We start from the raw sequence: 12,706 nt of genomic DNA on the forward strand, positions 1-12,706 counted from the left end.
CCGCACCGGAGGTGGCCCGGTGAGCGCGAGGAGTGCAGCGCAGCGGAGCCCCGCCGTCGCGAGCGAGGAGGTGGCCCGATGAGTGCGGGTACGGTCGCCGACTGGCTGGGAGCGGTCGCCCTGGTGGCGGGGGCGCTGCTCAGCCTCGCCGCCGGGATCGGGGTGCTGCGCTTCCCGGACGTGCTGGACCGGATGCACGCCGCCACCAAGCCGCAGGTGCTCGGGGCGCTGCTCCTGCTGCTCGGGCTGGCGCTGCGGCTGCGCAGTCCCGCCGACCTCGGCATGATCGCGCTGGTCGCCGTCTTCCAACTGACCACCGCGCCGGTGACCGCACAGATGATCGGGCGGGCCGCGTACCGGTCGGGGCGGGTGGACCGGACCCTGCTGGACCGGGATGAACTCGCCGAGCACCGGAAATAGGGGATGAGCGGCGGCTTTGTCCCCACCTTCAGCGGGCTTTCAGCGACCGCGGATAGAATTGGCGCATGATCGACTCCTCTGCCCAGGAGGGCAGCAGTAGCCAGCCGGGTCGTGCCCGGCATCCCATCGCCCCGACGTCCCCGGGAGCCCTGAGCGACCCGTGTTGATCGTCGTCGGTCTCGTACTCATCATCGTTCTCACCGCCGCCACCGGCTACTTCGTGGCCCAGGAGTTCGGCTACGTCGCCGTGGACCGCGGCCGGCTCAAGCAACAGGCCGAGGAGGGCGACCAGGCGGCCGCCCGGGCCCTGGAGGTCACCGGCCGGCTGTCGTTCATGCTCTCCGGCGCCCAACTCGGCATCACCGTGACCGCCCTGCTGGTCGGTTACGTCGCCGAGCCGTACCTGGGTGCCGGGCTGGCCGAACTGCTCGGCGGCGCCGGTGTCTCCACCGCGGTCAGCCTCCCGCTGTCGGTGGTGCTGGCCCTGCTCATCGCCACCGTGGTGCAGATGGTCCTCGGTGAACTCGCCCCGAAGAACCTGGCCATCGCCCGCGCCGAGCCGCTGGCCCGGGCGCTGAGCCGCTCCACCCTGATGTACCTGAAGGTCGCCGGCCCGCTGATCACGCTCTTCGACCGGGCGGCGGTGCGGCTGCTGCGCCGGGTCGGCATCGAGCCGATCGAGGAGCTGCCCAGCGGCGCCACCCCGGAGGACCTGGAGCAGATCATCGCCGAGTCCCGGGAGGAGGGGCACCTCGACGCCGAGATGTCCGACCTGCTCGACCGGGGCCTCGACTTCCGCGAGCTGACCGCCGGGGAGGCCATGGTGCCCCGGGTCGACGTGCACACCGTACGGGCGCACGAGCCGGTCAGTCGGGTCGTCGAGCTGCTCGACACCGGCCACTCCCGCTTCCCGGTGCGCGGCGCCGAGGGCGTGGACGACCTGGTCGGCGTGGTCGGCATCGCCGACGTGCTCGGCGTACCCCCGGCGCGGCGCGCCACCACCCCGGTCAGCGCGGTGGCCGTACCCCCGTTGCTGGTGCCCGAGACGCTGCCGCTGCCGACGGTGCTGGACCGGCTGCGGTCCGGGCACCGGCAGCTGGCCTGCGTGGTCGACGAGTACGGCGGCTTCGCCGGCGTGATCACGCTGGAGGACATCGCCGAGGAACTGGTCGGCCCGATCCGCGACGAGGACGACCCGCCGGAGCGCGCCCCCGCCCGGCAGGCGGACGGCTCCTGGGTGGTGCCGGCCCGCTGGCGGATCGACGAGGTCGCGGACAGCACCGGCATCGCGCTGCCCGAGGCCCCCGAGTACGACACCCTCTCCGGGCTGGTCATGCGGGAGCTGGGCCGGGTGCCCGAGGTGGGTGACCGGCTGGAGATCAGCCTGCTCGCCGACGGCGAGGAGCCGCGCGAGCGCGCCCTGGTCGAGGTGCTCGTGGTGGACCGGCACGTGGCCGACTCGGTGCGGCTGCGGATGGCCGGCGAGGCGCCCGGCGGGGAGGTGGCGGCATGAGCCCCGGCGTCGCACTGCTGGTCTCGGCGCTGCTGCTGGCGCTCAACGGCTTCTTCGTGGCCGCCGAGTTCGCCCTGGTGGCGAGCAAGCGCTACCGCCTGGAACAGGGGGCCGCCGGTGGCGGCCGGGCGGCCCGGGCCGCCCTGGACGGCGTCCGCGAACTGTCGCTGATGCTGGCCGGCGCGCAGCTTGGCATCACGCTGTGCACCCTGGGGCTCGGCGCGCTCGCCGAGCCGGCGATCGAACACCTGCTCAGCCCGCTGCTGCACACGGTGGGGCTGCCCGACGCGGCCAGCCACGCCGTCGCGCTGGTCTTCGCGTTGGCGCTGGTGACCTTCCTGCACCTGGTCGTCGGGGAGATGGCCCCGAAGTCGTGGGCGATCACCGACGCCGAGCGGTCCGCGCTGCTGCTGGCGCTGCCGTTCCGGGCCTTCGCCCGGGTGGCCCGGCCGGTGCTGTCGGCGCTCAACGCGTTGGCCAACGTGGTGCTGCGGCTGTTCGGCGTGCAGCAGCAGGACCAGCTCGCGCAGGTGCACGGCCCGGACGAGCTGCGCATCCTGCTGGAGCAGTCCCGCGAGCACGGGCTGCTCGGCGCCGAACAGCACCACCTGCTGACCAGCATGCTGGAGTTGCAGGGCACCACCGTCCGCGACGTGATGGAGCCGTTCGACGAGATCGTCACGGTCCGCCGCGACGACACCGCGGACCGGATCGAGCAGGTCAGCCGGGACAGCGGCCGGTCCCGACTCGCCGTGCTGGACCCGGGCGGCGAGGTCTGCGGTCTGGTCCACGTGCGGGAGGCGGTGCGGGCGGTCACCACCGGCCGGCCGGCGACGGCGGGCGAGCTGATGACCCGGGCGTTCACCCTGCCGGCGACCTCCTCGGTCACCGAGGCGGTGGCCGCGATGCGCGCCGACCAGGCCCAGCTAGCGCTGGTCCGCAACGGCGGGGGCCCGACCCGCCCGATCGGCTTCGTGGCCCTCGAAGACCTCTTGGAGGAGGTCATCGGCGAGTTCGACGACGAGACCGACCCGGTCCCGCGCGGCCGACGCCTCCGCTGACGCCCCACCCACCCACCCACCCACCCGGCCGCCGGCGTCCCCGTGACCCGGCGTCCGGCCTCGTCCCCACCCCCCCTTTCCACCCGCCCCCGCCCCCGCCCCGGCCCCCTCAAGATCCGCGCACTTTCTGAGAAAGCGTGGCCATCGGGCGGGAAATGGCCACTCTTTCCCTGAAAGTGCGCCCCGGACCGCCGCGAAGTGCGCGGCGGGCCGCCGCGGGGGCGGGGAGTGTCGGGGCGCGGGGGGTGGGAAAGCCCGGGCGAGGCCAGGCCAGGGGCGAGGGGAGCGCGGGCGTGCGGCTGACCGGGGTGGCACGGGAGTCCGGGTGGACCGGGCTCTCGGTGAGCACCACGCTGACCGATCCGAGCACCCGGCCGGGGCTGCGGTTGCCGGGGCGGGTGACGCTCGCCGCCGGGCCGGACGACGTGCCGATCCGGCACGTACGGCTGGGCCTGGTCGCCACCGCGGAATCGGACGATCCGCGCAGTCCACGGCGACTGGTGCAGTACCACCAGGTACCCATCGGCGGCCGGTTCGTGGTGCCGGCGGGGCGACGCCGGGCGATCGACTTCGCCCTGCCGCTGCCCTGGGAGACCCCGGTGACGATCTTCGGTGGGGTGCCGCTGATGAGCATGCGCACCGGGCTGCGGACCGAGGTGTCGGTCGATCCCGAGCTGGACCAGGGGGCGATGGTGCCGGTCTTCGTCCATCCGCTCCCCACCCAGCAGCACATCCTCGCCGCACTGGACACGCTCGGCTTCCTGATCCGGCAGGCCGGCCTGTCGCACGGCCGCCTGCCCGGCGTCGAGCAGGCGCTGCCGGTGCACCAGCGCCTCGGCTACTGGGTGGGACCGCTCTACGCCGGGCCGATCACCGAGCTGGAGGTGATCTTCGTGGCGAACTCGGCCGGCCTGGAGGTGGTCCTCTGGCTGGACCGCCGGCTGTCGCTGACCGGGATCAGCCACCAGAGCATCAGCCGTTTCCGGATCTGGCACACCGGTGCCGATCAGCGGGACTGGGTGACCGTCGTGGACGGCTGGCTGCGCGCGGCGATCAACCGGCACGCGGCGGCCGCCTCGCATGCCGACTGGTCCGCCAAGATCACTGAGTCCGCCCACGTCAGCCGCCATCCCGATGAACCGGTCGCGCCCGGCTACGGCCTCGGCGGCACCGCCGGGGGCGGGGGCATCGGCGGCGGTGGCGGCGACGGCACCTGATCGCCCCGCGCCGGCGCCGACCGGGGCGGGAGCGGCGGCAGCTGATCGCCAGACCCCGGCGGTGGCGACGGCAACCGGGGCGCCGCCCGGGCGGTGTCAGACCGAGGCGGTGGCGAGCTTGAGGCTGAAGCCGAGGAAGAGCACCGCGACGCCGGTGGTGGCGCTCGCGGCCAGCCGCCGGCGGCGCCGGAACTGCGCGGCCAGGAAGGTGCCCATGAAGATCAACGCGGTCAGGTAGAGCGCGCTGGTGACCTGGGCGATCAGCCCGAGCAGCAGGAACGACAGCGCCGGCCAGGCGTACCCGGGGTCGACGAACTGGATGAAGAACGAGATGAAGAAGAGGATCGCCTTCGGGTTGAGCAGGCTGATCACCAGCGCCTTGCGGAACGGGCTGCGCATCGCCGCCGGCTCCGCGGCGTCGATCAGCCGCGGCGCCGACGGGTCGTTGCGGTCGCGCCAGCGCCGCCAGGCCCCGCGCAGCATCGTCAGCCCGACATAGCCGAGGTACGCCGCACCCGCGTACTTGATCACCAGGAAGAGCGGCGGGTACGCCTTGAGCAGCGACGCCACCCCGGCGGCGGAGAGGAACATCAGCACCCCGTCGCCGACGAACACCCCGCCCGCCGCCCGGTAGCCGGCTCCCACACCCCGCTTGGCGGCGGTGGAGAGCACGAAGAGCGAGTTCGGCCCCGGCAGCAGAATGATCGCCACGGTCCCCAGCACGTACGTCCAGATGTCGGTGATGCCCAGCACGCCCGCCATCATCACGCCACGGGTGCCGTACGGCGAAGTCTTTCCCGGAGCCTGGCCTGTGCGTTCGGCCACTCGTCGACGGTCATCGCGTACTGGACGGTGTCCCGCCAGGAACCGTCCGGGCGCTGCCGGTGCATCCGCAGCACGCCCTCCCGGGTGGCGCCCAGGCGCTCGATCGCCGCCTGCGAGCGGGTGTTGCGGATGTCGGTGTGCCAGGCCACCCGGACGGCGCCGAGCTCGTCGAAGGCGCGGCCGAGCAGCAGCAGCTTGGCCTCGGTGTTGATCCCGCTGCGCCACCAGGGCCGGCCGAGCCAGGTGTGGCCGATGGCGACCGCCCGCCGCTCGGGGTCGATGTCGTAGTACGAGGTGGTGCCGACCACCGCGCCCGTCCGCGCGCAGCGCTGCACCCAGGGCACCCGTTCGCCCCGGTGCCCGGCCGCCAGCGCGCCCGCGACGATCTCCCTCATGGTGGCCGGGTCGGTCGGCAGCAGGTGGGTCAGGTGCGCCCAGACCTCCGGTTCGGCGGTGGCGGTGAAGAGCTCGTCGGCGTGGGCCAGGTCCAGCGGCTCCAGCAGCACGTGCTCGCCCCGCAGGGTCGCCGCCTCCCGCCACGGCGAACCGGCGGTCCGCAGTCCCGCCGGCACCGGTGCGGTGACGCCCGCGTCCGGTTCCGGCAGCCCGGCGGTCAGCCGCAGCGGCACCACCCCGGCCCAGTACGGCAGGTCGAGGTCGGCGGGGTCGTCGCGGACCCCACCGGTGCGGGAACGCAGCGACACCTCGCGCAGCGGCAGCGCCAGCACGGCCGTCTCGGCCAGCTCCCGGCGGCTCGGCGGGCGGCTGTCCGCGCTGCGACCGGCGGCGACCTTCTCCACCAGGGCGGTCAGCATCCGTGACTTCTCGGCGTCGTCGGTGACCAGGTGGGCGGTGCCGTGCGCGACCACCGACCGGTAGTTGGCGCTGTGGTGGAACTGTGAGCGGGCGTAGACCAGCCCGTCGAGCAGGGTGACGGTGACGCAGATCCGCAGCCCGCCGTCACCGCGGGCGGCGAGCAGCGGCCGGCTGCCGGTGGAGCCGTGCAGGTAGAGGGTGTCGCCGATGCGCACGTGCAGGGTGGGCAGCAGCCGGGGCTCGCCGTCGACGGTGAACCCGAGCACGCAGTGGTACGCCTCGTCGAGCACCGCGTGCACGGCGGCCGGGTCGTAGCTCATCCGGTCGCGGGAGCGGCTGGCCGTGGTGCGCGGGGTCGGGGCGTACATGCGACATCCCACCTTTGTTCTAGTACAATTCTGCGACTGTGGCAGTACGTTATCAGATCAGTGGCAGCACGTCGGCCGCCATTTCGGCGAGCGTGGAAAGCGGCATTCGGGCCGACGCGCTGGCCCCGGGCAGTCCGCTGCCCGCCGTCCGGGCGCTTGCCGACGAGCTGGGGGTCAGCCCGGCCACCGTCGCCCGGGCCTATCAGGAGCTGCGCCGGCGGGGCCTGGTCGTCACCGCCGGCCGGCACGGCACCCGGGTGCGCCCCCGGCCCCCGGTCGCCGGTGGGCGCGCCGCGCTGCACCCGCCGCCCGCCCCCGGCACCCGCGACCTCTCCCAGGGGTACCCCGACCCCCGGCTGCTGCCCCCGCTCGGCCCGCACCTGGCCGCGCTGGCCGCCGAGATCGGCCCACCCGTCGGGTACGCCTCGACCGCCCTGCTCCCCGCGTTCGCCGAGGCGGCCCGGGGCCGGCTCGCCGCCGACGGCGTGCCGGCCGAGGAGATCACCGTGACCGGGGGCGCGCTGGACGGCATCGAGCGTCTGCTCGCCGCGCACCTGCGGCCCGGTGACGCGGTGGCGGTGGAGGACCCGGGCTGGGCCAACCTGCTCGACCTGGTCGCCGCGCTCGGGCTGCGGCCGATCGGCGTACCGGTGGACGACGACGGGCCCACCGAGGCCGGCGTGCGCGACGCCCTGGCCCTCGGCGCCCGGGCGCTGGTGGTGACCAGCCGCGCGCAGAACCCGACCGGTGCCGCGGTCTCCGCCGAGCGGGCCGGGGCCCTGTGGGAGTTGCTCGCCGGCCGCCCCGACCTGCTGCTGATCGAGGACGACCATGCCGCCGAGCTGGCCCGGGTGCCGCTGCACCCGCTCGCCGGGGCCACCCCGGCGTGGGCCTTCGTCCGCTCGGTGAGCAAGCCGTTCGGGCCCGACCTGCGGCTGGCGGTGCTGGCCGGCGACGAGGCCACCGTGTCCCGGGTCGCCGGCCGTGCCCGCGTCGGCGCCGGCTGGGTCTCCACCGTGCTGCAACGGCTCGTGCTGTCGCTCTGGCGCGACCCGGCCACCGCGGAGCTGGTCCGCCGCTCCGGCGAGGAGTACGAGCGGCGACGGACCGGGCTGCTGGCGGCGCTCGCCGCCCGGGGCCTGGCCGGGCGCGGTCGCAGCGGCATCAACATCTGGCTGCCGGTGCCGGACGAGACCAGTGCGGTCACCGCCCTGCGCGACGCCGGGTGGTCGGTGGCGCCCGGCGCGCTCTACCGGATCGGTGCCGAGCCCGGCATCCGGATCACCGTCAGCGCGCTCGACGACGCCGACCTGGTGCCGGTCGCCGACGCCGTCGCGCGGGCGCTCCGGCCGGCCCCGCCGGGCCGGTTCACCGCGTGATCCGGCTGGGCCTCCCGCGCATGGGCGACCTTCCGGAGGGTAAGCGCGCGGCCGGGAGGTGACCGGTCATGGCTGGACCCAGGTCGAGGACGGGGCTCTGGATCGCCATCGCCATCGCGGTGATCGTGGTCGTTATCCTGATCGCGATGGCCATGGGCGGCGGTGGCGACGGTGGCGGGGGTTACTGACGCGCGCCGGCGCGGCCGCGCCATACCCGGCGTCGCCAGCGAATCCGGTATATAAAGTTCGCCATGGCCGACACCGACGCCGCGCCCGGTGCGCAGCAGTTCATCCCGCCGCAGGCCGACACCCTCGACGAGCTGCGCGCCGCGGCCGCCGGTTGCCGGGGCTGCGAGCTGTACCGCGACGCCTCGCAGACGGTCTTCGGCCGGGGTGACGAGAGCGCCCGGGTGGTCCTGGTCGGCGAGCAGCCCGGCGACATGGAAGATCAGAAAGGACTGCCCTTCGTCGGCCCGGCCGGCCGGCTGCTGCGGCGGGCGGTCGACGACGCCGGAATCGACCCGAAGCACATCTACTTGACGAATGCCGTAAAGCACTTCCGCTTCGAGCTGCGCGGGAAGCGGCGTATCCACCAGACGCCGGACCGGGTGCACATCACCGCCTGCCGGCCGTGGCTGGTCGCGGAGTTCTCCCGGTTGCGTCCGGACCTGGTGGTGGTGCTCGGCGCGACCGCCGCCAAGGCCCTGCTGGGCCCGACCTTCCGGGTGACCAAGCAGCGTGGCGAGCTGCTGCCGTGGCCGGCCGCCGCGCAACGCCCGGAGGACTTCGTCCGGGTCCCGGTGGACAGCGCCGGCAAGGTGGCCGACGCGCCGGCCGCGCAGCTGCTGGCCACCATCCACCCGTCCGCCGTGCTGCGCGCCGACGACCAGGACGCCGCGTACGCGGGGCTGGTGCAGGACCTGACGGTCGGCGCCCGCGCGCTGGCCGGGTAGCGACCCGGGTCCGCCGCCGTCTTCGGGCTCGTCCTCGCCGTCGTGCTTGTGCTCGCCGCCCGCACCCTGACCCGGGCACGCCGCTGACAACGCCGGCCACCGCCCCCTGGGCAGCGCGGGTGAGCGGTGCCACACTGGCCGCCATGGAGCAGCATCTGTACGAACCGGTCCACGAGGAGTTCCGCGACCTGTGCCGGGAGTTCCTGGCCCGCGAGGCGGTGCCGCACCACCCCCGGTGGGAGGCCGACGGCATCGTCGACCGCGAGGTGTGGCGCAAGGCCGGCGCGGCCGGACTGCTCGGCATGGACGTCGACACCGACCACGGCGGCGGCGGGCAGCGCGACTTCCGGTTCAACGCGGTGCTGGACGAGGAGATCGTCGCGTCGGGCTGCTCGGGGCTCGGCTTCGGCCTGCACAACGACGTGGTGGCGCCGTACCTGACCGAGCTGACCACCGACGAGCAGCGCAAGCGCTGGCTGCCCGGGTTCTGCTCCGGTGACCTGGTCACCGCGATCGCGATGAGCGAGCCGGGCGCGGGCAGCGACCTGGCGGGGATCCGCACCAGCGCGGTCCGCGGCGGCGACGGGTGGGTGCTCAACGGCCAGAAGACGTTCATCACCAACGGCGAGATGGCCGACCTGGTGATCGTGGTGGTGCGTACCGCGCCGGACCAGGGCGCGCACGGGGTCAGCCTGGTCGCGGTGGAGACCGGTACCCCCGGCTTCACCCGGGGCCGGCGGCTGGCGAAGGTGGGCCTGAAGGCCAACGACACCGCCGAGCTCTTCTTCGACGACTGCCGGGTGCCGGCGGAGAACCTGATCGGCACCGAGAACCACGGCTTCTACCACCTGATGGCCAACCTGCCCCGGGAGCGGCTCAGCATCGCCGTCGCGGCGGTGGCGGCGGCGGAGAAGCTGCTCGCGGTGACCCTCGACTACGCCCGTTCGCGGGAGGCGTTCGGCCGGCCGATCGGCAGGTTCCAGCACAACCGGTTCCTGCTGGCGGAGCTGGACACCGAGGTCACCATCGCGCGTACCTTCGTCAACCACTGCGTGGCCGAGTTCAACGCCGGCCGGCTCTCGGTCACCGACGCCGCGAAGGCCAAGTGGTGGACCACGGAGCTGCAGAACAAGGTCGCCGACCGCTGCGTGCAGCTGCACGGCGGCTACGGGTTCATGCTGGAGTACCCGGTGGCGAAGGCCTGGCTGGACGGGCGGGTGCAGACCATCTACGGCGGCACCACGGAGATCATGAAGGAGATCATCGGGCGCGGGCTCGGCCTTTAGCGAAACCGGGTCCCCGGGGGCGGGGCCGGTTTGCAAGGATGGGGCCGCGTCTGAGCCCTTACCGAGGAGGCCGCATGGCCACCGACCTGACCACGCCGGCCCGTACCCGGCCGGACGTCGCGCCGATTCAGCGACGGACCCTGCGCCTGCTGTTCACCACCCAGATCATCGGCGGGATCGGCGTCACCATCGGCATCTCGGTGGGGGCGCTGCTCGCCGCCCGGGTCGCCGGGACCGCCGTCGCCGGCCTGGCGCAGAGCGCCGCCGTGGTCGGCGGGGCGCTGCTCGCCGTCCCGGTCACCCGGATCATGAACGGGCACGGCCGGCGACCCGGGCTGGCCGTCGCCTACCTGTCCGGCGCCGTCGGCGCCGTGCTGGTGGTGCTCGCCACGGTCACCCGCTCCGTACCGCTGCTCTTCCTCGGCATGCTGCTCTTCGGTGGCGGCACCGCGGCGAACCTCCAGGCCCGCTACGCCGCGGTGGACCTCGCCGAGCCGGCCCGCCGGGGCCGCCAGTTGTCGCTGATCGTCTGGGCCACCACCATCGGCGCGGTGGCCGCGCCGAACTTCGCCGCGCTGGCCGACCGCACCACCAGCGGGTGGGGGCTGCCACCGCTGGCCGGTCCGTTCGCGTTCAGCGCCGCCGCGTTCGTGCTCGCCGCCGTCGTACTCCTGGTGCTGCTGCGGCCCGACCCGCTGCTCACCGCGCGCCGGCTGGCGGCGGCCGACGCCCCGGTGGCGGCCGCCGCCGCGGACGTCACCCCGCCGGCCGAGGCCGTCGCCGCGCCGGCGGCGACCGCCCGGCGCGGTGCGGGGATGCGCGCGGCCTGGCAGGTGGTACGCGCCCGCCCGGCGGCCCGGCTCGGCATCGCGGCGGTGGCGGTCGGCCACGTGGTGATGGTCGCGGTGATGTCGATGACCCCGGTACGCCTCGGCGAGTCGCACGGCGACGCCGACGTGCTGCGGGTGGTCGGCATCGTGCTGAGCCTGCACATCGCCGGCATGTACGCGCTCAGCCCGCTGGTGGGCTGGCTCACCGACCGGCTGGGGCGGCGCGCGGTCGTCCTCGGCGGCGTCGGGCTGCTGCTGGCCGCGTGCGCGGTCGCCGGCACCGCCGGGCACCACACGCCCCGGCTCTCGGTCGGGCTGGCCCTGCTCGGGCTGGGCTGGTCCGGCACCATGGTGGCCGGCTCCACCCTGCTGTCGGAGTCGGTGCCGGCCGCGGTCCGGCCGAGCGTGCAGGGTTTCTCCGACCTGACGATGGGGCTGGCCGGCGCCGGTGCCGCCGCCCTGAGCGGGTTTGTCATGCGGGCGGCGGGTTATCCGGTGCTGACCCTGCTGGCGGCGATCGCGGTGGTGCCCCTGGTGGCGCTAGCGTTGCGTCCGGTGCCGGTGGGGGCACCGGACGAGGAGGACTGATCACGTGCGGCTGACCGACTTCTGGGCCCGGCTGGACGAGGCCTTCGGGCCGGGCTACGCGGCCAGCATCGCCCGCGACCAGGTGTTGTCCCAGCTGGGCGGGCGGACCATCGAGCAGGCGCTCGCCTCGGGTGAGCAGACCCACGTGGTGTGGCGGGCCGTGGTCGCCGCCTACCCCGACCGGGTGCCCGCCCGGCTACGCTGAGCGGCGCTTTCGTCACTTCCGCGTGTCGCTTGCCGACTCGTACACCTGTTCGGCTATTGTCCACAGCGGGGTGCTCGTCCACAGCTCACGGCCCGTCGGCTGGTTTTCTGTCGGACCCAGCGCCTAGCGTGTCCCGCGTGACGCGAAGCTCAGGAAAGACGCCGGCGAAGGCAGGGGTGGCAAACATGGCCGCAGGGCCCGATCGGGAGAAGGCACTAGACCTTGCTCTCGCTCAGATCGACAAGCAGTTCGGCAAGGGTTCGGTGATGCGGCTGGGGGAGCGGCCGGTCGTCCAGACCTCGGTGATCCCGACCGGCTCGATCGCGCTCGACGTGGCGCTCGGCGTGGGCGGTCTGCCCCGCGGCCGGGTCGTCGAGATCTACGGTCCCGAGTCCAGCGGTAAGACCACGGTCGCCCTGCACGCGGTGGCCAACGCCCAGCGGGCCGGCGGCATCGCCGCCTTCGTCGACGCCGAGCACGCGCTCGACCCGGATTACGCGAAGGCCCTCGGCGTCGACACCGACGCCCTGCTGGTCTCCCAGCCGGACACCGGCGAGCAGGCGCTGGAGATCGTGGACATGCTGGTCCGCTCCGGCGCGATCGACATCATCGTGATCGACTCGGTGGCGGCCCTGGTGCCGCGCGCCGAGATCGAGGGTGAGATGGGCGACAGCCACGTGGGTCTGCAGGCCCGGCTGATGAGCCAGGCGCTGCGGAAGATCACCGGTGTGCTCAACAACACCGGCACCACGGCGATCTTCATCAACCAGCTCCGCGAGAAGATCGGCGTGATGTTCGGCAGCCCGGAGACCACCACCGGTGGTCGGGCGCTGAAGTTCTACGCCTCGGTCCGACTTGACGTGCGCCGCATCGAGAGCCTGAAGGACGGCACCGACGTGGTCGGTAACCGGACCCGGGTCAAGGTCGTGAAGAACAAGGTCGCCGCGCCGTTCAAGCAGGCCGAGTTCGACATCATGTACGGCAAGGGCATCTCCCGCGAGGGCTCGCTGATCGACGTCGGCGTGGAGCAGGCGATCATCCGCAAGTCCGGCGCCTGGTACACCTACGACGGTGACCAGCTCGGCCAGGGCAAGGAGAAGGCCCGGGAGTTCCTCAAGGAGAACCCGGACGTGGCCGCCGAGATCGAGAAGAAGATCCTGGAGAAGCTCGGCGTCGGGGTCGGCGCGGGCGACGCCGCCGGCGGCCCGGAGCTGCCGCCGGTCGACTTCTGATCGGCCGCCGGCT

Annotated in this window: 12 protein-coding genes; 10 read left to right on the forward strand and 2 right to left on the reverse strand. The window is 73.9% G+C overall.

Annotated elements, in window-relative coordinates; genetic code table 11:
* Positions 1-78: 78 nt before the first annotated feature.
* From mnhG to V6U89_RS02585, 4 genes are all read left to right on the forward strand, one after another.
* Complete coding sequence (gene mnhG / locus V6U89_RS02570; protein WP_334568943.1) at positions 79-420, forward strand: monovalent cation/H(+) antiporter subunit G; 342 nt, start codon at positions 79-81, stop codon at positions 418-420.
* A 160-nt stretch (positions 421-580) separates the two neighbouring features.
* A complete protein-coding gene (locus tag V6U89_RS02575) occupies positions 581-1,933 on the forward strand; it encodes a hemolysin family protein (RefSeq protein ID WP_334568944.1) in 1,353 nt (450 codons plus the stop codon).
* A complete protein-coding gene (locus V6U89_RS02580) occupies positions 1,930-2,994 on the forward strand; it encodes a hemolysin family protein (protein WP_334568945.1) in 1,065 nt (354 codons plus the stop codon). The genes V6U89_RS02575 and V6U89_RS02580 overlap by 4 nt, the downstream gene beginning before the upstream one ends.
* 293 nt (positions 2,995-3,287) lie before the next feature.
* The gene (locus V6U89_RS02585; RefSeq protein ID WP_334568946.1) at positions 3,288-4,211 is read left to right on the forward strand and encodes a sporulation protein; all 924 of its coding nucleotides are present in this window, start codon (positions 3,288-3,290) and stop codon (positions 4,209-4,211) included.
* A 96-nt stretch (positions 4,212-4,307) separates the two neighbouring features.
* On the opposite strand, the gene leuE is transcribed toward V6U89_RS02585, so the two are convergent.
* Positions 4,308-4,976: a leucine efflux protein LeuE gene (leuE, locus tag V6U89_RS02590; RefSeq protein WP_334568948.1), complete on the reverse strand. Its 669-nt coding sequence runs from the start codon at positions 4,974-4,976 to the stop codon at positions 4,308-4,310.
* Positions 4,976-6,220: a bifunctional pyridoxamine 5'-phosphate oxidase family protein/GNAT family N-acetyltransferase gene (locus V6U89_RS02595; RefSeq protein ID WP_334568949.1), complete on the reverse strand. Its 1,245-nt coding sequence runs from the start codon at positions 6,218-6,220 to the stop codon at positions 4,976-4,978. Before V6U89_RS02595 ends, leuE begins: the two co-directional genes overlap by 1 nt.
* Before the next feature lie 38 nt (positions 6,221-6,258).
* Here V6U89_RS02595 and V6U89_RS02600 point away from each other — a divergent pair, with 38 nt between their 5' ends.
* The 6 genes from V6U89_RS02600 to recA all read left to right on the forward strand — a co-directional run bounded on the left by V6U89_RS02600 (position 6,259) and on the right by recA (position 12,693).
* Positions 6,259-7,599, forward strand: a complete 1,341-nt coding sequence (locus V6U89_RS02600) for an aminotransferase class I/II-fold pyridoxal phosphate-dependent enzyme (RefSeq protein WP_334568950.1) — start codon at positions 6,259-6,261, stop codon at positions 7,597-7,599.
* Positions 7,600-7,850: 251 nt separating this feature from the next.
* The gene (locus tag V6U89_RS02605) at positions 7,851-8,552 is read left to right on the forward strand and encodes a UdgX family uracil-DNA binding protein (RefSeq protein ID WP_334568951.1); all 702 of its coding nucleotides are present in this window, start codon (positions 7,851-7,853) and stop codon (positions 8,550-8,552) included.
* 143 nt (positions 8,553-8,695) lie between these two features.
* Entirely contained in the window at positions 8,696-9,838 is a 1,143-nt protein-coding gene (locus V6U89_RS02610) for an acyl-CoA dehydrogenase family protein (protein WP_334568952.1), read from the forward strand.
* A 74-nt stretch (positions 9,839-9,912) separates the two neighbouring features.
* Positions 9,913-11,256 (forward strand): MFS transporter, encoded by a 1,344-nt coding sequence (locus V6U89_RS02615; protein WP_334568953.1) that lies wholly within the window; start codon positions 9,913-9,915, stop codon positions 11,254-11,256.
* A 4-nt stretch (positions 11,257-11,260) separates the two neighbouring features.
* The gene (locus V6U89_RS02620) at positions 11,261-11,461 is read left to right on the forward strand and encodes a DUF3046 domain-containing protein (RefSeq protein ID WP_088963362.1); all 201 of its coding nucleotides are present in this window, start codon (positions 11,261-11,263) and stop codon (positions 11,459-11,461) included.
* 185 nt (positions 11,462-11,646) lie between these two features.
* Positions 11,647-12,693 (forward strand): recombinase RecA, encoded by a 1,047-nt coding sequence (gene recA, locus V6U89_RS02625; RefSeq protein WP_334568954.1) that lies wholly within the window; start codon positions 11,647-11,649, stop codon positions 12,691-12,693.
* The last annotated feature ends 13 nt before the right edge of the window (positions 12,694-12,706 follow it).

The organism is Micromonospora sp. CPCC 206171 (assembly GCF_036906755.1).
GTDB lineage: Bacteria > Actinomycetota > Actinomycetes > Mycobacteriales > Micromonosporaceae > Micromonospora > Micromonospora purpureochromogenes.

Excerpts from the sequence above, each read along its gene's own strand:
- recA (WP_334568954.1), top strand. The coding sequence starts at position 11,647 with ATGGCCGCAGGGCCCGATCGGGAGAAGGCACTAGACCTTGCTCTCGCT.
- mnhG (WP_334568943.1), top strand. The coding sequence starts at position 79 with ATGAGTGCGGGTACGGTCGCCGACTGGCTGGGAGCGGTCGCCCTGGTG.
- V6U89_RS02595 (WP_334568949.1), bottom strand. The coding sequence starts at position 6,220 with ATGTACGCCCCGACCCCGCGCACCACGGCCAGCCGCTCCCGCGACCGG.
- V6U89_RS02615 (WP_334568953.1), top strand. The coding sequence starts at position 9,913 with ATGGCCACCGACCTGACCACGCCGGCCCGTACCCGGCCGGACGTCGCG.
- V6U89_RS02580 (WP_334568945.1), top strand. The coding sequence starts at position 1,930 with ATGAGCCCCGGCGTCGCACTGCTGGTCTCGGCGCTGCTGCTGGCGCTC.
- leuE (WP_334568948.1), bottom strand. The coding sequence starts at position 4,976 with ATGATGGCGGGCGTGCTGGGCATCACCGACATCTGGACGTACGTGCTG.
- V6U89_RS02605 (WP_334568951.1), top strand. The coding sequence starts at position 7,851 with ATGGCCGACACCGACGCCGCGCCCGGTGCGCAGCAGTTCATCCCGCCG.
- V6U89_RS02610 (WP_334568952.1), top strand. The coding sequence starts at position 8,696 with ATGGAGCAGCATCTGTACGAACCGGTCCACGAGGAGTTCCGCGACCTG.